Source organism: Streptomyces sp. NPDC055400, from assembly GCF_053644375.1.
Map to the genome: position 1 here is coordinate 105,510 of NZ_JBSHLM010000012.1, position 18,816 is coordinate 124,325.

The window sequence follows — 18,816 nt, forward strand, 5'->3', positions numbered from 1 at the left end:
GACACGGGACTCACATGGCACCGACCCGCCGGCCTCCCTCTCGCTCTCTCCCTCAGTCCGACGGCGGCACTGCATCGGAAGGCACTGTGTCGGAAGGCAGGGCGGAGGGCAGCGACTTCGGCACTTCGGACGTCGTGGGAACGGCGGGGAGATCGAGCTCCGTGGCGGAAGGCTGCTCAGGTAGTGAGGGATGTGAGGGATGTGAGGGATGTGAGGGAAGGCGCAGCCCGGACGGGACGCTCACTCGGGGCATCACCGACTCCACCGACTCCGCCGGCAGCCCCAACGGCCCGGAGGCCAGGCCGGTGCGGCCCGCCGTCGGAGCACCGTTGCCGCGGCCCGGGCGCGCGCCGCGGCCGGGACCGTCGGCGGAGTCGGTTGCAGAAGGCACCGCCTTGACGCCCCTGTCGGGCACGGACGAGACCTGTACCGGGTGCGTCCGCCGAGCGGCGGACGGAGCGGAACGCGGCGGCTCGGGCAGCCGGGACGGAGCCGGCACGGCGAGACCGAGTACGGCCACGGCCGCCGCGGTGGAGGCGACCGCCGCCTGACCGGCCGCGCCAAGGCGCCGCACCGGATACATACACGACCAGACGGCCAGAGTGCCCGCCAGCGCCTGGCGCAGGGTGCGCCGGGCCCGGGCGAGGAGTGACTCCACCGTGCGATAGCTCAGCCCCATCCGCCGGGCCACCTGCCCCACGTCGAGATCCTCGGCCCGCAACCGCAGGGCCTCGGCCTGCCGGGCCGGCAGGCCCCCGCTCCTGCGCGCCAGCCACCTGGCCTCTTCCCGGTCGCAGACCACCTCATCGAGCGGGGCCGCGCCCGCAGTCGCGGCCATGGCACGACGGCCCGCCTCCACCTCCCGGCGTACCTGCTGATGCCGGTCGGCACAGAGCCGCACGGTGACCGACCTGAGCCAGTCGCCGAGCCGCTCGTCGTCCAGCTCGGGCCGCTCCACGGCACGCAGCATCGCCTCGTGCACGGCGTCCTCGGCGTCCTCCGCACTCATGGATCCGCGCCCCGCCACCTCCAGGAGCCGGTCACGGTGACTCCAGATGCGCGGCCACCACTCGTGACCGCCGCGTGGCGCCCCTCGCCTCGTACTCCACGGCTCCGTGGCCATCGGATCCCTCGCACTTCACCCTCGCGAACCGGCGACTCCCACCTGGGGCGCAGACCATAGCGCCCGGCCGATGCAATCGGGAGACCGAACGCGAAGCCGTTCCGGTGAGCGACGGCCCCTGCTGACTACTGGGCGCTCGAGGTGTTGCGCTGACGGTCGGGAGCGGCATCGGGCACAAGTCGACCGATCAGCCCGACCATAAGACAATGGCTTCATGACCCAGAGCTTCACGCAGGGGCATGGCCCGTCAACCGTGACGGTCAAAGGGCGCGCCATGCGGCTGCGCACCATTGGTTTCGTTGTTCTCGCCGCAGTGACCATCTGGTTCATCGCGGCCAATACGGCATCTGTCACCGTCAGGTTGTGGATCCCGAATGTGACGCTCCCTCTCTGGAGTGTCCTTACCGTCACCCTCATCGTGGGCATACTGCTCGGCCTGTACATCGCGCGCCGTCGCGCGCGGCGCTGACGCGGCCCTCTTGGCAGCGCTTCGCGCTCCAGTTCGCCCGGCAGCCGTCGGCAGTAGCTACGCCTCGCGGCTTTGCGGGCTGGGGGAAGGGTGGGCGTCCTCGGTGGCGGACCAGGCGGACAGCAGGCGCAGCGCGTCCTGATCGCGTGTGCCCGGTTCGGCGCTGTAGACGGTCATGGTCAACCCGGGCTGGGCAGGCAGGGTCATGGCGTCGAAGTCGAGGCGCATCTCGCCGATCTCGGGGTGGCGGAAGGGTTTGCTGCCGGTGTGGTGCAGGCGCACGTTGTGCTTGGCCCACGCGGTGCGGAACTCGTCGCTGTGCGTCACCAACTCCCCGATGAGCCCGGTCAGTTCGCTGTCGTGCGGGGCGCGTCCCGCCTCGGTGCGCAGCAGGGAGACGGTGGTGTTGAGGGAGGCATCCCAGTCGGGGAAGAAGTCCCGGCCTGCGGGGTGGAGGAACTGGAAACGGGCGATGTTGACCGGCCGCGGCGCGTCGGCGGCGAACAGTGGCGCGTAGAGAGCGCGGCCGAGCCGGTTCACCGCCAGGATGTCCAGGCGTCCGTTGCGGACGAAGGCCGGGGTGTCGGTCATGGAGTCCAGCACACGCTGGACGCTGGCGGGGATCGGGCCGCGCGGTTTCCTGGTGCGGCGGGCCGGGCGCCCGCGCTGGGCGGCCGCCAGGTCGTAGAGGTGGGCGCGCTCGGCCTCGTCGAGCTGGAGGGCGTTGGCGAGCGCGTCGAGGACAGCCTCCGATGCCCCGGCAAGATGGCCGCGCTCAAGGCGCACGTAATAGTCGATGCTGACGCCGGCCAAGAGAGCGACTTCCTCGCGGCGCAGCCCCGGAACCCGGCGGTTCCCCCCGTAGGCGGGCAGTCCGGCCTGCTGGGGCGTGATCTTCGCGCGGCGGCTGGCGAGGAACTCGCGGATGTCCTGGGCCGTGTCCATGCAACCAGGCTAGGCGGACTGCGCCAGGCCTGGGGGGTCCTGTCAGTACCTGTAACGGCAGTACCTTCCGCAGGCGCGTGACCTGCGGTTTCGTAGGTATCGGCGGTACTCGGACAGCAGGCCCCGACGGGGCCGGGCGGCTGTCTGCGGCTGCCGGACGGAGCCACTTCACTCACCGTGAGGGGAGATGGGTCCATCAGGAACGCAGGCGAACCATTGCAAGGAGTCATCACATGGCGAAGCAGTCTGCGCCGCGGGAGCTGGCCGGGATCGCGCCGAAGCTGGTGGAGATCACCGACGACGTGCTCTTCGGCGACATATGGGAACGCCCCGAGCTGTCGCCGCGCGACCGCAGTCTGGTCACGGTGAGCGTGCTGGCCGCGCTCTACCGCAGCGAGCAGCTCCCGTACCACCTGGGCAAGGCCCTGGAGAACGGGCTGAGCGTCGAGGAGCTGTCCGAGGCGATCACGCACCTCGCCTTCTACGCGGGATGGCCCAACGCCATGACCGCGATCAACCAGCTCAAGCAGCTCGCCGACCGGCGGCCGCAGGCCTGACCCATACGCCGGCCCATACGCCAACCCGTACGCCTGACCCACACCCCTGCCCCGTACCCCCTGTGTGACGAAGGAGCATTTCTCACCATGGAACTGCTGAAGAAGCAGCCGACGATGAAGCTGCCGGCCGAGTGGTTCACCGGCGATGCCTGGGCCGATGTCATCTACCGCGGAGAGGAGCCCTCGCAGGCCCGCGCCAACGCGGTGCACTTCGCGCCCGGCGCACGCACCGCCTGGCACTCCCACGGCATGGGCCAGACCCTCTACATCGTCGAGGGCATCGCCCTGATCCAGTCCCGCGGCGGCGAGATCGTCGAGGCCCGCCCCGGGGACGTGATCTGGACTCCGGCCGGCGAGGAGCACTGGCACGGTGCCGCCCCCGACCACTTCATGACGCACATCGCGCTGTGGGAGACCGACGACGTCGCCTGGCTGGAGCACGTCACGGACACCGAATACACCGGCGAGCGGCGCAGCACCCGCTGACGCTGACCGGCCGGCGCACCACAGACGCCGACGCACATCAGACGCCGACGCAGCACAGACAAGGAACACCACCATGCGCGGAGCCATCCTGCACGCCCCCGGCGACGTGCGCTTCGAGGAGCGCGACGACCCGAAGATCATCAACCCGACCGACGCGGTCATCCGCACCGTGGCGACCTGCGTGTGCGGCTCGGATCTGTGGGACTACCGGGGCATCAACCCGGTCGATGAGCCCACTCCGTTCGGGCACGAGTACGTCGGCGTGGTCGAGGAAGTCGGCAGCGACGTCAGGAACGTCCAGGTCGGCCAGTTCGTCATCGGCTCGTTCTTCGCCTCCGACAACACCTGCCCGAACTGCCGCAACGGCTACCAGACGAACTGCCTGCACCGCGAGTTCGTCGGTGCCGAGGGCTGCCAGGCCGAACGCATCCGCGTCCCGCTGGCCGACGGAACCCTCGTGGCCACCCCCGAGCGGCCCGCCGAGGAGCACATCGCGAGCCTGCTGGCCTGCTCCGACGTCATGGGCACCGGCTGGTACGCGGCCGTCGCCGCGGAAGTACGCCCCGGGGACACGGTCGCCGTCGTCGGTGACGGCGCGGTGGGCCTGTGCGCGGTCATCGCCGCCAAGGAACTCGGCGCCGAGCGGATCATCGCCATGTCCCGGCACGAGCCGCGCCAGGAACTGGCCCGCGAGTTCGGCGCCACGGACATCGTCGCCGAGCGCGGCGAGGAAGGCGTCGCCCGCATCAAGGAGCTGACCGGCGGGATCGGCGCCGACCGGGTCCTTGAATGCGTCGGCAGCGAGCAGTCCATGCAGCAGGCCCTGCGCTCGGCCCGCCCCGGCGGCAACGTCGGCTTCGTCGGAGTGCCGCACGACGTGTCGATCGACGGCACGGAGCTGTTCTACTCGCACGTCGGCCTGCGCGGCGGCCCGGCCCCCGTCCGTGAATTCCTGCCCGATCTGATCGAGCGGGTACTGTCCGGGCGGATCAACCCGGGCAAGGTCTTCGACCTCGAACTTCCGCTGTCCCAGGTAGCCGAGGGCTACCAGGCCATGGACGAGCGGCGCGCCATCAAGGCCCTGCTGCGCCCGTGACACCCCGGGCCCAGGGGGAGCGTCCCGCCGCCGCGGGTCGCTCCTTGAGCGAAATCCCGATGGACTCACCTCTCTCATGGATCCCCGATACGACTTCACCGGCCGGGTCGCACTGGACACGGACACGGACACGGACACGGCCTCCGGCACGGCGGACGAGGTCGGCGCCGCCGTGCTGCTTGGCTGTACAGCCCCGGCGCGAGCTTCGTCACCGGGGCCGCACTCCCTGTGGATGGTGGCTTCACCGCCCACCGAGCAGGCGGCCGCACGACGCCACGCACCACCTCGTCGATACATCTGAGGAGACACACCATGCATACGCGCACACTCGGACAGGGTCTTGAAGTGTCGGCGATCGGCCTGGGCTGCATGGGCATGTCCCAGAGCTACGGCCCCAATCCGGGCAGCCGCGACGACATGATCGGCGTCCTGCGTGGTGCCGTGGACCGAGGCGTGACCTTCTTCGACACGGCCGAGGTGTACGGCCCCTACGTCAACGAGGAACTCGTGGGCGAGGCGCTCGCTCCGGTACGCGACCAGGTCGTCATCGCCACAAAGTTCGGCTGGGACATCCGCGACGGCAGGCCGGTCGGGCTCAACAGCCGCCCGGAACAGATCCGGCGCGTGGCCGATGCGTCTCTGAGCCGCCTGCGCGCCGAGACCATCGACCTCTTCTACCAGCACCGTGTCGATCCCGACGTCCCCATCGAAGAGGTCGCAGGAGCGGTGGCCGAACTTGTCCAGGCCGGGAAGGTGCGACACTTCGGCCTGTCCGAGGCCGCAGGGCCGACGATCCGTCGCGCTCACGCCGTGCACGCCGTGACCGCCGTCCAGAGCGAGTACTCGCTGTGGACACGTGACCCCGAGCCCGAGGTCCTGCCCGTCCTCGCCGAACTGGGCATCGGGTTCGTCCCGTTCAGCCCGCTCGGCAAGGGCTTCCTCACCGGCACCGTCGACGTCGCCACCTCCTTCGCCGAAGGAGACGTCCGGACCACGATTCCGCGATTCAGCGAGGGCAACCGAGCGGCCAACCAGGCGCTGGTCGACCACGTGACCGCGCTGGCCCGTGCCAAGGACGCCACTGCCGGGCAGGTCGCGCTGGCCTGGCTCCTGGCCCAGCATCCGTGGATCTCGCCCATCCCCGGGACGCGCCGGATCGAACGTGTCGAAGAGAACGCCGCTGCGACCCGACTGGCCCTGTCTGCAGATGAGTTGAAGGATCTCGATGAGCTCGCCGCCCGCATCGGCGTCCAGGGTGATCGCTACAACGAGATGCACATGGGCCTCGTCGGCAAGTAGACCGGCTCGCCCCAGGAAGAAGGCCGGCCCAGCCGCTGCGCCGTAGCGTGCCCGGTATGGATCCCAGCCAGTCTCTGTCGGGCAGGCGACGAAGCATTCGCCGTCACCGGGGCGGACACTCGGCCGTGGCCTGATCGGCATGCCGGCGGCGCTGACGGGCGCGGTGGTCGATCAGTTGCTGATCTACGGCACGGTGGGTGAGGTCGCCGCCATCGCCACGGCCGACGGAAAGGCGCGCCGGCGGGCACGGCCGCCCTGAGGCAACGACACGCTCGACCGGGTCCATCCCCGGTCGAGCGCGTCCCGCAGCTGCTTCTGGCCATCGACCTGAAGACGCACCGCCTCGCCCTGGCCGTCAAGCGTCCGCACCTGTCCTGCGGAACCTCTGTGATCATGCTTCCGGCGGACCGTTGACACTGTGTAGACCTGCTCCGCCGAAGCTGTCAGCCGTACGGCTACGCACCGCCGACGCCGTCCTCGCACATTTGAAATAATGTCCTCATCGCTCTTTCTGTCGTGCGACGCCATGAGGACATGACCTCGACCACCGAGGGTCCTGCCAGGAGGCCGAAATGCACTCCTCAATCGTGTGGGCGGACCCGACAACGGCGCGGAGAGATTGCCGCAGACGGAAGCCGGCCGAGATCGGCCGTGCCGCCCCCGGGTGGTCGTGATGGTGGGAATCGAGCACGGCCTCCACCCGAGACAGTCGCACACCCCCGACCTGCACGTGCGTCTGCGTGCCGAGCTCGGCCGGATCGACGAGCAGTTGCGGTCTCTGCTGGACGCCATGGACCGAGTTCAGGGCCTGCTGGATGCCGTGGTGTCCATCAGCCGGGAGGTGGAGCTGCCCGCGGTGCTGAACCGTATCGTCATCACTGCCATGGATCTGGTGGGTGCCCGCTACGGGGCACTGGGCGTACTCGACGAGTCCGGAGACCATCTGGAGCGGTTCATCGCCGCCGGCCTGTCCGAACAGGAACGCGCCGATCTGGCCGAGACCGGCTTCCCCCGTGGCAACGGGGTCCTCGGGCACCTGATCCGCCACCCGGAGCCCCTGCGCGTGGAGGGCATCCTGTCTCATCCGTCGTCCACCGGGTTCCCGCCCGGTCACCCGCGTATGCGCACCCTGCTCGGCGTCGCGATCAGCGTCCGCGGCGAGATCTACGGTGACCTCTACCTCTCCGAGCGGCGTGACGGACAGCCCTTCGACGCTCACGACGAGAACGTCGTCGTCGCCCTGGCCGGTGCTGCCGGGATCGCGATCGAGAACGTCCGCCTGTTCGAGCACGTACGGGTCGGAGCCGAGCAGTTCCAGCGGCTTCTGCTGCCGACGCTTCCCGACCTGCGGCCTTTCACCGCGGCCGCGATCTACCGGCCCGCAGCCGAGCCCAGTCAGCTCGGCGGGGACTGGTACGACGCCATCCCGCTGCCCGGCAACATCGTGGCGGTCGTCATCGGTGACGTGGTCGGCCACGATCTGCGGGCCGCGGCCTCCATGGCCTCCACCCGCAACATGCTGCGCGCTCTGTTGTTCGAACAGAGCAATGCACCCGGTGCCGTCCTCACCCAGCTCGACCGCACTCTGCAGGCCATGACAAGCAGCCCCATCACCACCACGACGCTGGCGCGCATCGAACCGGCCGGCCCCGGCTGGCGCCTCCACTGGAGCACCGCGGGCCACGTTCCGCCCCTGCTGATCGTCCCTGGGCGCCGGGCGGAATCCCTGTTCGCCGAGCCGGGGCTGCCACTCGGGGTCGACCCTGAACAACCCCGCCCCGACCACTCCCGGCACGTGCCCCCTGACTCCACCGTCGTCTTCTTCACGGACGGGCTGATCGAACACCCTGCCCGGTCCATCGACGAGAGCCTCGGCGATCTCGCCGATCTCGCCACCGCCTACGCCGCCCTGCCGCTTCCGGAGTTCGTTCAGGCACTGGCCGATCACCACCCCAGCGACGGTCACGACGACATGGCCGTCCTCGCCCTGCGCACCCCGCCCGCCTGACCTCGGGTCCGCGCCGGACACCCGGCTCGACGGTGCCGTGGAGGATCCCGGGGAAGCGGCGGATGATGGATCACGGAGCGAGGTCGAAGCGGAGGCCGTCCCCATGACTGTCGCCCGGCAGGAACGGCTCCGGCGCGGCGCCGCAGCCGCCCTGGAGATCTGCATCGTGGCCGCGGTCTACTACGGCTCGGCCAAGCTGGGACTGCTCCAGCAGCTGGTGCGCGGCCAGGTCACCCCGCTGTGGCCGCCGACCGGTATCGCCGTCGCCAGTCTCCTCCTGCGCGGCCCGCGGGTCTGGCCCGGGATCGCGCTCGGCGCGCTCCTGGTCAACGCCTCGCTCGGCCCCTCGCTGCCGGCCGTGCTCGCCATCGTGGTGGGCAACACGCTCGCGCCCCTCTGCTCGTTCGCCCTGCTCCGTCGTACGGGATTCGGTGTCGAACTGGACCGTTTGCGGGATGTGCTCGCACTGATCTTTCTCGGTGCGTTCACCGGGATGCTGGTCAGCGCGACGATCGGCAGCGGGACCCTGGCCCTGTCCGGAGTGGTGAGCGGCGACGGGTTCTGGCCGACGTGGTCGGTCTGGTGGACCGGCGACGCGATGGGCGTCCTGGTGGTGACGCCGGTCCTGCTCGTTCTCCGCTCTGCCCGCTGGCCGAAGGACGCTCGGCCGTCCCGCTGGGCGGAGGGCTTCCTGCTCCTCGCAGCCACGGCCGGCGTCGGCCTCCTCGGGAGCAGTGCGCCCCTCATGTTCCTGGGCTTCCCGCTGCTGATCTGGGCGGCCTTCCGCTTCCAGCTGGCCGGGGCCGCGCCCTGCGCCCTGGCCGTGTCCACCTTCACGATCGTCGCCGCCGCCCGGGGGTCAGGACCGTTCGCCGGTCACGATCTGCTCACCAACATGATCACCTTGCAGGCTTTCAACGCTTCCTCCGCGCTGACGGCCCTGCTGGTGGCGGCCGCCGTCAGTGAACGCAACCAGTCCCAGAAGGAGATCTCGCGGGCCTGCGGGTATCTCGCCGAGATGGTGGCCAAGGTTTCTGCGGGCGGCTACGAGCGGACGCTCACCGGCAGCGTCGGCGAGATGAACAGGTTTGGCGAAACGAGCACGTCGGTGAAGAGGACGAGCGGGAAGGGCGAGGCGGACGAACCAGAAGTCCGGCGTGATCAGCCGGGATAGCGGGCACCTCACCCAGCCGCTGTTCCCACGAGAGGAGAGCTCACCGCTCGCCCGCGCCGACGGGCCGAGCGTGTGGCACCCCAGGTTCAGGTGGGAGGCTGGTGGGACGTGTTCCGACCCGAGGAGGTAGTTCCCGCATGCGCCTGCTGCTCATACGCCATGGCCAGACCCCGTCCAATCTCAAGCACCTGCTGGACACGGCGGCGCCGGGCCCGGGACTGACGCCTTTGGGGCAGGACCAGGCGGCCGCACTGCCGCAGGCGTTGGCGGGGGAGACGATCGATGCCCTGTACGTGTCCACGCTGCTGCGCACCCAGCTGACAGCCGCCCCTCTGGCCGCCGCGACGGGGCTGGAGGTCCGGGTTCGGGACGGTATCCGGGAGCTGGTTGCCGGAGAGCTGGAGATGCGCGGCGACGACGAGGCCGCCGCCCTGTACCTCTCCACCGCGTTCGCCTGGTCCACAGGCGACGTGGAACGCCGGATGCCCGGAGGCGAAAACGGCGTGGAGGCCCTGGGGCGCTTCGATTCCGTGGTTGCGGAGGCCGCCAGGTCGGGGGCGGAGACGGTGGCGATGGTCAGTCACGGTGCCGCGATCCGGATGTGGGTGACCGCGCGGGCGGCCAACGTGGACGTGGCGTACGCGTCGAGCCACGCGCTGGGCAACACAGGCGTCGTCGTCCTGTCCGGCTCGCCCGACCGGGGCTGGCAGACACTTCTGTGGGAAGGCCGGCCGCTCGGGCCGGAAGGAAGCTCACCGCAGGACGGCGGCCCGGCAGGGGAGGCAGTCCCGACAGCCTGAGCGAAGGGCCGGGCTGGGGAGCCGGGCCCGACATGGTCTGCGTACCTGTTCCACCGCGTGCACTGCCTGTCCGGCCCGGTTTCGCACGTGCCGATGGCCGAGGCGGAACGTCTGGCCGCGGACTGGCCGAGCTGGGCGGCGTGCCGCCGACCCGAACCGGCTGGCACGGGCTGGGCGAGGAACAGATCCTCGATCTGCAGAAGCAGGCGTCCTCCCGGGCAGCGGACCCCGATACGGACGTGCACACCGAGAGCGGCGCGGACCCGGAAGACACTCTGGCCGGAATCACCAGCCTGATCGCCAAGAACCTGCCCTGTGCCCCCATGGCCGACGGCGACTTGATCCCACGGCCCATTCTGGACGCCCTCGCCGCGGGCGTGGGAGCCGGCAAGGAACTCGTACTCGGGGCCACCGACCACGAGTTCACCATGGCGCTGCACTCCGTGCGGGACCGACTTGCCACGGCGGCACCGGCCCGGATCCTCACCGCGTGCGGCGTGGACGCGAGCGTCGCAGCCGCGTATGCAGCCGATCACCCCGGCCTCGACACGGCCGACCTCGTCGGCCAGTACGTCACGGACCACGTCTTCCGGAGCGCGGTACCCCGGGTCGCCCGGGCCCGTGCCGCCGCTCCGACCTGGCTGTACCGCTTCGCCTGGCGCTCGCCCGTCCTCGGCCTGGCCACGCACTGCCTCGACGTGCCGTTCCACCTCGACTGCCTCGACGCCGAAGGGGTCATCGCCGTAGCCGGTGCCGAGCCGCCCGAGGCACTTGCCGCGGATATCCACGGCGCGGCGGTCGCGTTCATCCGCGACGGCAGGCCGGGATGGAAGCCCTGGACCTCCAGCGCCCCGGTCACCAGGGTCTTCGACACCCGGTCCGCCGACACCGGCGACGGCTGCGCCGACGTACGCGCTCTGCTCACCGCCCCCGCACCGTAGTCCGACGACGCCCGGCCGGTGCATGACCCGAAGTCCCTTGACATTGCTGGGTGATTGACAGCTGTCGCAGCCGTCCCTACGGTGTCGTCACAGATTTACATCGATGTAACGACGTCGCGCTCCCGTGCCCGTCTCCCTTCAGGGAGTCGCCTCCGAAGGGCTGCCCATGTCCCTGTCGAGCACTCTCCGTGCCATCCGCCGGGCGGTCGTGTCGTTCGGTGCGCTCCTGGCGCTCGTCGGCGGTGTCCTTCCGGCCGTGGCCGATCCGTCGCCCGGCGCGCCGCGCACGGTTGTCGCCGCCGCTTCGGGCGGATTCCGAAATCCGCTGAACAGCGGCCCCGATCCGTACATGACGTACTGGAACGGCAACTACTACCTCACGACCACGCAGGGTGACAGCATCAGAATGTGGCGGTCCCCGTCCCTGAGCACCCTGCTGACGGCCGATCCGGTCACGGTGTGGACCGACACGGACAGCTCGCGCAACCGGGACATCTGGGCGCCGGAGTTCTACCGGTTCGGTGACCGCTGGTACATGTACTACACCGCTGACGACGGCGTGGACGACCACCACCGCCTCTACGTCCTGGAGTCGGACCGGGACGATCCGGCGGGCCCCTACCACTTCAAGGCCAAGCTCGCGCCGCCCAACCACGCGAACGACTTCGCCATCGACGCGGGCATCCTGCAGCACAACGGGCGGCTCTACCTCGCCTACAGCGGCATCAACCCGTACCAGCACAACGGCCTCAACATCGCGCCGCTCTCCAGCCCCTACACGGTCTCGGGCGACGCGGTGGCCATCAACGCCGCGGGAGGCTGCCCGGAGGTCCGTGAGGGACCGGAGTTCCTGCATCGCAACGGCCGTACGTGGATGACGTACTCGACGTGCGACACGGGCAAGCCGGACTACCAGATCTGGATGATGTCGCTCCCGGACACGGCCGATCCGCTGGTGCCGGGCAACTGGACGCAGCATCAGGGTGCGGTGTTCTCCCGCGCCGACGACCACGGGGTCTTCGGGCCGGGACACCACGCGTTGTTCAAGTCGCCCGACGGCAGCGAGGACTGGATCGTCTACCACGCCAAGACGACGAGCGCCTCCACGTACAGCAACCGCACCACGCGCGCGCAGAGGTTCGGCTGGAACGCGGACGGCAGCCCGGACTTCGGCCGGCCGCTCGCCATGGGCGCCACGCAGGACCTGCCGTCGGGGGACCCCGGGGCCGGCAACTACTGGATCAACGACGACGGGCGTTCCGACGGCGGCGGGACCGTCACCTACAGCGGCACGTGGAACTCGGGCACCGGCTGTGCGGCCCAGTGCTTCTGGAGCGACGACCACTGGAGCGACCGCGCCGACGCCTCGGCCATGTTCACCTTCAACGGCACCCGCATCGCCCTGCTGTCCGTACGTGACGTGGGGAACGGCTACGCGGGCCTGAGCATCGACGGCGGGCCGGAGCAGCGCGTGGACTTCTACGGCGCCGTCCGCACCGGGGAGACGGTCCAGTACCTGAGCCCGAAGCTCCCGCCCGGGCAGCACACGCTGCGTGTGCGGGTCACGGGTGAGCACAACGCGCAGTCCACCGCCTCGTTCGTGAGCGTCGACCGGGCGGAGGTCTACACCGACTGAACGCGGCTGCGCACGCCCGCGGTTGTCGCCCGTACAGGGGGCGGGCGACAACGCGTACCCACGCGTGGCACGCACGTCTTGCGTGTCCCGTGGGCGGGGGCGGGGGCGCGTGTCACAGCCGGCGGGAGACTTCCTGGGCCGCCTGCCGGACCGCCGGGGCGAACGCGGTGAGCTGGTCCTCGGTGACGAGGGCGGCCAGGGAGGACACGGAGACCGCGCCGACGGGGTACCCGTCGGTGTCGAGGACCGGAGCGGCGAGGGAGCAGATCGCGGCGTCCGCTTCCTCGTAATCCGTGGCGAAGCCGGTGTGCCGGACCGTTTCCAACTGGCTCAGCAGCGTGGTGCGGTCGGTGACGGTGTGAGAGGTGCGGGCCGTCAGGCCGGTCCGGTCGAGCAGCGCCTTCGTCTCCGCCTCGGGCAGGTGGGCCAGCAGCACCTTGCCGGCGGCCGAGGCGTGCAGAGGGAGGCGGGTGCCCACCTCGGTGGCGATGCGGTAGGCGTATCCGGGGTCGACCTTGTGGGTGTACGTGGCGTGGTCGCCGCTGAGGACCGCCAAGTGGACTGCCTGGCCCAGGCGTTGCTGGAGGGCCCGCAGGACCGCGTCGATGCCGACGGTGTCGTCCGAGAGCACTTGGGCGGCCAGCGCGCGCAGTTGGGTGCCGATGCCGTAGCGCCCCTCGCCGTCCGGGACGGCGTAGCCCTCCTCGATCAGGGTCGCGAGGATGCGGTGGGTGCTGGCCTTGGGGACGCCGGAGCGCTCGGCGATCTCGCCCAGCCTGTGGGGGGCGTCGGGATGGGCGAGGGCGTGCAGGACGCGCAGCGCCTTGGCGACGGAGTTGACCGGGCCCGAGGTTTCGGACTGTCCCGGGGCGGCCTCGTGCGGGCCCTCCGGTTGGAGCTTCGGCGGGGTCGGTTTGCGCGTGGCTGACGAGGCGTTGGTCGGGGCGCCCGTCGATTTCAGCGACTCTTCGCGATCCATTGACCCTCCGAAGGCATCCGGCTAGCGTGCAGTCAATCCGTTCTACGGAACGCGAATCTACCCTACGGAACGCCCCGGTGCTCCGCAGTTGTCCCTCCGCGCCCTATCTCATGCTCAGTGGAAGGCCGCCGTCCATGGCTGTGCAGGCATCCGTCGTCAACCGTTTCGATCTTGTGATTCGCGGTGGTCTCGTGGTCGACCCCGAGCGGGACACCGCCGAGCCCGGCGATGTCGCGCTCGCCGGCGACCGGATCGCGGCGGTCGGCCCGGCCGGGACGCTCGACACGGCCGGCGCCGAGGTGTACGACGCGGCGGGCCTGCTGGTCACCCCCGGTCTGATCGACCTGCACACGCACATCTACGACGGTGCCACCGGCCTCGGTGTCCCGGCCGATCTGGCCGGTGTGCGGCAGGGGGTGACGACGGTCGTGGACGCGGGCAGCTGCGGCAGCGACGACTGGCCGCACTTCGCCTCCTCAGTCGTCGCCCCGGCCGCCACCCGCGTGCTGAGCTGGCTCAACATCTCCCGGCACGGCCTCGTGCACGGCACCGAGGAGCTCGTGGGCGGCGCGACCGACATCGATGTCAAGGCCACCGACCGGATCCTCACCGAGCACCCGGCGGTGGTGCGGGGCCTCAAGGTCCGCATGAGCCGGTCGGTCCTCGGCGACAGCGGCCTGGCGCCGCTGCGCGCGGCCAGGGAACTCGCCGCGGCGCACGCGCTGCCGGTCATGGTCCACGTCGGCAACGCACCGCCGGCCCTGGCGGACGTCCTGGACCTGCTCGGACCGGGCGACGTCGTCACCCACGCCTTCCACGGCAAGCCCGGCGGGCTGTTCGGCGGCGGAACCGCACCGCTGCCGCAGGCCCGGGCGGCCCTGGAGCGCGGCGTCCGCTTCGACGTGGGACACGGCAGCGCCAGCTTCGCGTTCGACACCGCGGAACGGGCTCTGGAGGCCGGGATCCGTCCGTACACCATCAGCACCGACCTGCACGCGCGCAACATGAACGGACCGGTGCACGACCTCTCCCGCACCCTGTCCAAGCTGCTCGCCCTGGGCATGCTGCTGCCGGAGGTCATCCGGTGCGCCACCACGCGCCCCGCCGAAGTCCTGGGCATGGCAGGCGAGTTGGGCTCGCTGCGGCCCGGCGCCGCGGGCGACCTGAGCCTGCTCGAGGACCGCGGCGCGCCGGACCGGCTCACCGACTCCCAGGGAGTCACCCGCCCGGCAGGACCCTGGCTCGCGCCCGTCGCGACCGTCCGTGCCGGGCGCACGATGCCGATACGAAAGGCCACCGCATGTCTGACGACCCCTTGATCGAGGCGCTCACCGGCGCCGTGGCGGACACCGCAGAACCCGTGCGCGACGAAGACCGCCACGCCCTGGCCCGGCTGCTCCCGCTGATCGAGGAACGCGCCGCCGCCGAGCGGATCTCCTTCGACGAGGACCGCCGCCTCGCACTCGCCGTCCACGCCCTCGGCTTCGTCCGCCGGGTACACGCCGGCGAACACCTCGACGCGCTGGATCCCGCCGTGGCCGACGAGATCACGCCGGGCCCGCTGGCCGCCGCCCGCGAGCTGATCGACGCGTACGGCACACCCCTGGGCCACGCCGCCCGGGACACCGAAGTCGTGCTGCTCGCCCTGCACTTCGAGACGGCGCGGCAGCTCCAGGAGAGCTCACCGGCAGCACCCAGCACACAGGCATGACCGGACCGCACACCAGCGGGCCAGGCACATCACCGCACGACAAAGGGAGCGCACCATGGCAGTCAAGATCGTGATCGGACACCGGCTCGGCAAGGGCCAGGCAGTCGCAGACGGCATACGGGCAGCGGGCGGCGAACCCATCCTCATCCCGGGCCCCGGCGCGGACATGAAGGTCGGCGACGTGATGGCCGCCGAAGGCGCGGCGCTCGGCATCTCGTTCTGCGGCAGCGGCGGCGCGGGCGCGGTCACCGCCAAGGCCAAGTACGGCCATGACATCGAATTCGGCATGCGCTCCCCGCAGGCCGGGATCACCGCCGTGCAGCAGGGCAAGACGGTGCTGGGCTTCGGCTTCCTGGACAGCGAGGAACTCGGCTTCAAGGTGACCGAGGCGCTGCTGAAGAAGCTCGGGGAGTCGGCGTGATCGAGGACCGGCACACGGTCCGGGTCAGCGGCACCGGGCCCACCCGCGAGAAGGCGTTCGCCGCCGCCATGCAGCAGGTCTCAGGCGCCGTCGGCAAGCTGACGGACGGCGTCTGCTTCCGGGTCGAGCCGCTCGCCGTAGAGGTCGCGTCCGCGGTCGAACACCGCTGGACAGAACGGTTCCTGGGCCTTCTCTTCGCTCGCGAGCGCCGCCGCTACGAGCTGACCCTGCGGATCGAGGTGCGCACCGCCGCGCTCGATCTGGACGCCATCGAATTCCCGGTACGCGAGGAGCGGCTGTCGCCGCTCCAGCACGCGCTCCACATGAGGTGAGGACACCCGCATGAACGAGACGCTCACCATCGCGCTGGAGTCGATGGTCATCGGCGCCCTGATCGGTTTCGGGGCGAGCGCGGGCGTGGCCCGCATGTTCCACGCGCCGAAGGTGCAGGGCATGGGTGCCTTCCGCACCCTGGGCGAGCTCAACGCCTGCGAGAACGACCCGGTCGCGCACTTCTCCTTCGGCCTCGGCTTCTTCTTCAACGCCTGGGCCAGCGCGGTCGGCACCGGAGCACTGACCTCGGACGTCGACCACCGCATCGTGCCGCACTGGGCCGCCGCGCTGTCGATGACCAAGAACCGCAACCTCGACGAGACGCTGCACAACCCGCGCCGGATGGCGGCCTACGGGGCGGGCGTCGGCCTGGTCCTGGTGACGGTTCTGAACACCACCGCCGCGTCCATTCCGCACTCGCTCCAGAACGTCGCGGCCGATGTGCTCGGCCCCGCCTCGGAGTGGCTGATCAACCCCGTCATGCCGATCGTCTTCTGGATGGCGGCGGTCGACGCGGGGCGGCGCAGCGGAGGCTGGGGCACCGTACTCGGCGGTCTGGCGCACGTCGTGATGGGCAACGCGGTTCCCGGCATCGTGCTCGGCATCGTGGTCGGCAAGGGCATCGACGACCTGGGCTGGACCAGGGTCACCAAGGCGCTCGCCGGCGCGGTCGTGCTGCTGTTCGCCGGCAGCGCCTTCCTGCGCGGTGTGGACATCCAGCTCCTTCAGCAGATGAAGGCGGACGTGCCGCACTGGCTGACCGGGCTCCACGACGCGACCGGCACCACCCCGACCAAGTGAGCGAGGCACCGCGATGACCACGAACGACGCCACCACCACCGCGGGAGCCGCGACACCCGCGGGCAGGACCCGCGGCAAAGTGCCCGGCGAGGGCAGCTTCTGGCTCTCGGAATGGGCCTTCCCGCTCTTCGTGTCGGCCCTGGCGGCCGGCATCTTCGCCGGCACGCACCTGTACTACGTCTACCGCACCGGCACCTTCAGCGACGTCGCCGTCACCGCCATGCTCAAGGGCGGCATGGACAGCGGGAGTTACGGGGCGGCGGCGGCCTTCGGCGCCGGCTTCCTGTTCGCCCGGATCATCGAGGGGCCGATGGTCGGCATCCTCGACATCGGCGGCTCGCTGCAGACCGGCGTCGGCATCGGCATCCCCGCGATGCTGCTCGCCGCCGGGATCACCGCCCCGCTGGAGCACTTCTGGCTGGCCCTGCCCACCGGCGCCCTGCTGGGCGCGCTGATCGGCGCCCTGATCCTGGCCATCCGGCGGGCGACGGTGAACTCGGCGGGCGGCACCTCCACCTTCGGCGCGGACGTGATGATGGGCGCCGGAAACTCCGCCGGCCGCTATCTGGGCCCCTTGGTGATCATCGCAGCGGCCACGGCCTCCCTCCCCGTGGGACTCGGCTCCACCCTCGGCGCCGCGCTCTTCTACTGGTGGAAGAAGCCGCTGACCGGCGGCGCCATCCTCGGCGCGATGCTCTTCGGGCTCTTCTTCCCGATCACCGGCACCTAGACCTCTCGGCGCGCCCCGAAGAAGCCTTCCCATCACCGGCGGCCTAGGCCCTCCCGGCGCGCCTCAAAGAAGTCGGCCCCCCCGCATCGATCGGCTCTCCATGAAAGGCACCATGAACACGCTCTACGAGGACCTCGGCCTCGCCCCCGCAATCAACGCCAGCGGCAAGATGACCGCGCTCGGCGGCAGCCGGCTCGACGACCGGGTGATCGCCGCCATGGGCGAGGCGGCCAACGGCCACGTGGTGATGGACGACCTGCTCGTCGCCGCGGGGCGGGAACTCGCCCGTGCCACCGGGACCGAGGACGCCTGCCCCACCACCGGCGCCGCGGCCGGCGTCGCCATCGCGGTCGCCGCCCTCATCGCCGGCACCGACCCGGCCCGCATTGAGCGACTGCCCGACGCCGGTGGCGCGCCCGACGAGGTGGTGCTGCAGAAGGGGCACGCCGTCCACTTCGGCGCCTCCGTGTGCCAGATGATCGCCGTCGGCGGCGGCCGGCCCGTCGAGGTCGGCGCCGTCAACAAGGCGCGCCCCGAGCACTTCACCGCCGCGATCACCGACCGCACCGCGGCCCTCCTGTACGTCCAGTCTCACCACGCCGTACAGAAGGGCCAGGTCCCGCTGGAGACGGTGGTGGCCATCGGACGCGAGCACGGCATCCCGGTCATCGTGGACGCGGCGGCCGAGGACGACCTGCGCCGCTGGCCGGCCACCGGCGCCGACCTCGTCGTCTACAGCGGGGGCAAGGCCATCGGCGGCCCCACCTCCGGACTGATCTGCGGACCGGCCGGCCTGATCGCCGCCTGCCGCGCACAGTACGGCGGCATCGGGCGGCCGATGAAGGTCGGCAAGGAAACCGTCCTCGGCCTCGTACAGGCGGTGCGCGACTACGGAACCTCGGCCGGCGCCGTCGACCCGGAACAGCAGCGCGCCCGTATGACACGGCTCGCCGAACGGCTCGACGGGTTGCCGGGACTCTCCGCGCGCGTCGTCCGCGACGAGGCCGGCCGGCTCATCCACCGGACCGAACTCACCGTCGACCCGAAGGAGGCGGGCCGGAACGCGACCGAGCTCGCCGCGGAGCTGGCACAGGGGCAACCGCCCGTGTTCCTGCGCGACCACCACGCCGCCACCGGCAGGCTGGCCGTCGACCCCCGGCCACTGACTCCGCACGAGGAAGAACAGATCGTGGCCCGGCTCACCGTGATCCTGGGCGCCGCGTCGTGACCGCCGGGCCCCGCGGCCACGAGGAGACGACGGAGACCGGTCGGACGCCGGGACCGGACAAGGCACCACACAAGCAGGA

21 protein-coding genes are annotated in these 18,816 nt (G+C 70.9%); 18 read left to right on the top strand and 3 right to left on the bottom strand.

Annotated elements, in window-relative coordinates; genetic code table 11:
• Positions 1 to 52: 52 nt before the first annotated feature.
• Positions 53 to 1,123, bottom strand: coding sequence for an RNA polymerase sigma factor (locus ACWIGU_RS29105; RefSeq protein WP_454404666.1), 1,071 nt, complete (start codon positions 1,121 to 1,123; stop codon positions 53 to 55).
• Between the two features lie 214 nt (positions 1,124 to 1,337).
• Between ACWIGU_RS29105 and ACWIGU_RS29110 the strand changes: the two genes are divergently transcribed.
• Complete coding sequence (locus ACWIGU_RS29110; RefSeq protein ID WP_454404667.1) at positions 1,338 to 1,592, top strand: LapA family protein; 255 nt, start codon at positions 1,338 to 1,340, stop codon at positions 1,590 to 1,592.
• 57 nt (positions 1,593 to 1,649) lie between these two features.
• Here ACWIGU_RS29110 and ACWIGU_RS29115 read toward each other — a convergent pair whose 3' ends face one another.
• A complete protein-coding gene (locus ACWIGU_RS29115) occupies positions 1,650 to 2,537 on the bottom strand; it encodes a helix-turn-helix transcriptional regulator (RefSeq protein ID WP_454404668.1) in 888 nt (295 codons plus the stop codon).
• A gap of 233 nt (positions 2,538 to 2,770) precedes the next feature.
• Here ACWIGU_RS29115 and ACWIGU_RS29120 point away from each other — a divergent pair, with 233 nt between their 5' ends.
• The 10 genes from ACWIGU_RS29120 to ACWIGU_RS29165 all read left to right on the top strand — a co-directional run bounded on the left by ACWIGU_RS29120 (position 2,771) and on the right by ACWIGU_RS29165 (position 12,534).
• Positions 2,771 to 3,094 (top strand): carboxymuconolactone decarboxylase family protein, encoded by a 324-nt coding sequence (locus tag ACWIGU_RS29120; RefSeq protein ID WP_454404669.1) that lies wholly within the window; start codon positions 2,771 to 2,773, stop codon positions 3,092 to 3,094.
• A gap of 87 nt (positions 3,095 to 3,181) precedes the next feature.
• On the top strand, positions 3,182 to 3,580 hold the full coding sequence (locus ACWIGU_RS29125; RefSeq protein WP_454404670.1) for a (R)-mandelonitrile lyase: 399 nt from the start codon (positions 3,182 to 3,184) through the stop codon (positions 3,578 to 3,580).
• A 73-nt stretch (positions 3,581 to 3,653) separates the two neighbouring features.
• Positions 3,654 to 4,676 carry a zinc-dependent alcohol dehydrogenase family protein gene (locus ACWIGU_RS29130; RefSeq protein WP_454404671.1) on the top strand — a complete coding sequence of 341 codons (1,023 nt, stop codon included), beginning with the start codon at positions 3,654 to 3,656 and terminating at the stop codon, positions 4,674 to 4,676.
• 76 nt (positions 4,677 to 4,752) lie between these two features.
• Positions 4,753 to 4,977 carry a hypothetical protein gene (locus tag ACWIGU_RS29135; RefSeq protein WP_454404672.1) on the top strand — a complete coding sequence of 75 codons (225 nt, stop codon included), beginning with the start codon at positions 4,753 to 4,755 and terminating at the stop codon, positions 4,975 to 4,977.
• 11 nt (positions 4,978 to 4,988) lie between these two features.
• Positions 4,989 to 5,975 carry an aldo/keto reductase gene (locus ACWIGU_RS29140; RefSeq protein WP_454404673.1) on the top strand — a complete coding sequence of 329 codons (987 nt, stop codon included), beginning with the start codon at positions 4,989 to 4,991 and terminating at the stop codon, positions 5,973 to 5,975.
• Positions 5,976 to 6,648: 673 nt separating this feature from the next.
• The gene (locus tag ACWIGU_RS29145) at positions 6,649 to 7,983 is read left to right on the top strand and encodes a PP2C family protein-serine/threonine phosphatase (protein ID WP_454404674.1); all 1,335 of its coding nucleotides are present in this window, start codon (positions 6,649 to 6,651) and stop codon (positions 7,981 to 7,983) included.
• 103 nt (positions 7,984 to 8,086) lie between these two features.
• The gene (locus ACWIGU_RS29150) at positions 8,087 to 9,157 is read left to right on the top strand and encodes an MASE1 domain-containing protein (protein WP_454404675.1); all 1,071 of its coding nucleotides are present in this window, start codon (positions 8,087 to 8,089) and stop codon (positions 9,155 to 9,157) included.
• Between the two features lie 137 nt (positions 9,158 to 9,294).
• Positions 9,295 to 9,957 (top strand): histidine phosphatase family protein, encoded by a 663-nt coding sequence (locus ACWIGU_RS29155; RefSeq protein ID WP_454404676.1) that lies wholly within the window; start codon positions 9,295 to 9,297, stop codon positions 9,955 to 9,957.
• A gap of 140 nt (positions 9,958 to 10,097) precedes the next feature.
• On the top strand, positions 10,098 to 10,898 hold the full coding sequence (locus ACWIGU_RS29160; RefSeq protein ID WP_454404677.1) for a hypothetical protein: 801 nt from the start codon (positions 10,098 to 10,100) through the stop codon (positions 10,896 to 10,898).
• Between the two features lie 166 nt (positions 10,899 to 11,064).
• Positions 11,065 to 12,534 carry a family 43 glycosylhydrolase gene (locus ACWIGU_RS29165; RefSeq protein WP_454404678.1) on the top strand — a complete coding sequence of 490 codons (1,470 nt, stop codon included), beginning with the start codon at positions 11,065 to 11,067 and terminating at the stop codon, positions 12,532 to 12,534.
• Between the two features lie 112 nt (positions 12,535 to 12,646).
• Here ACWIGU_RS29165 and ACWIGU_RS29170 read toward each other — a convergent pair whose 3' ends face one another.
• Entirely contained in the window at positions 12,647 to 13,513 is an 867-nt protein-coding gene (locus ACWIGU_RS29170) for an IclR family transcriptional regulator (RefSeq protein WP_454404679.1), read from the bottom strand.
• Positions 13,514 to 13,647: 134 nt separating this feature from the next.
• On the opposite strand from ACWIGU_RS29170, the gene ACWIGU_RS29175 reads away from it, so the two are divergent.
• From ACWIGU_RS29175 to ACWIGU_RS29205, 7 genes are all read left to right on the top strand, one after another.
• Positions 13,648 to 14,832, top strand: a complete 1,185-nt coding sequence (locus tag ACWIGU_RS29175; RefSeq protein WP_454404680.1) for an amidohydrolase/deacetylase family metallohydrolase — start codon at positions 13,648 to 13,650, stop codon at positions 14,830 to 14,832.
• Positions 14,814 to 15,224, top strand: a complete 411-nt coding sequence (locus tag ACWIGU_RS29180; RefSeq protein ID WP_454404681.1) for a hypothetical protein — start codon at positions 14,814 to 14,816, stop codon at positions 15,222 to 15,224. Before ACWIGU_RS29175 ends, ACWIGU_RS29180 begins: the two co-directional genes overlap by 19 nt.
• 55 nt (positions 15,225 to 15,279) lie before the next feature.
• Positions 15,280 to 15,645, top strand: coding sequence for an SFCGS family glycine-rich protein (locus ACWIGU_RS29185; RefSeq protein WP_100592857.1), 366 nt, complete (start codon positions 15,280 to 15,282; stop codon positions 15,643 to 15,645).
• The gene (locus ACWIGU_RS29190) at positions 15,642 to 15,977 is read left to right on the top strand and encodes a DUF4312 family protein (protein ID WP_454404682.1); all 336 of its coding nucleotides are present in this window, start codon (positions 15,642 to 15,644) and stop codon (positions 15,975 to 15,977) included. The genes ACWIGU_RS29185 and ACWIGU_RS29190 overlap by 4 nt, the downstream gene beginning before the upstream one ends.
• 10 nt (positions 15,978 to 15,987) lie before the next feature.
• On the top strand, positions 15,988 to 16,779 hold the full coding sequence (locus tag ACWIGU_RS29195; protein WP_454404683.1) for a DUF4311 domain-containing protein: 792 nt from the start codon (positions 15,988 to 15,990) through the stop codon (positions 16,777 to 16,779).
• A 13-nt stretch (positions 16,780 to 16,792) separates the two neighbouring features.
• Positions 16,793 to 17,509 (top strand): DUF4310 family protein, encoded by a 717-nt coding sequence (locus ACWIGU_RS29200; protein ID WP_454404684.1) that lies wholly within the window; start codon positions 16,793 to 16,795, stop codon positions 17,507 to 17,509.
• A 112-nt stretch (positions 17,510 to 17,621) separates the two neighbouring features.
• Positions 17,622 to 18,737: a DgaE family pyridoxal phosphate-dependent ammonia lyase gene (locus tag ACWIGU_RS29205; protein WP_454404685.1), complete on the top strand. Its 1,116-nt coding sequence runs from the start codon at positions 17,622 to 17,624 to the stop codon at positions 18,735 to 18,737.
• Positions 18,738 to 18,816 lie beyond the last annotated feature (79 nt).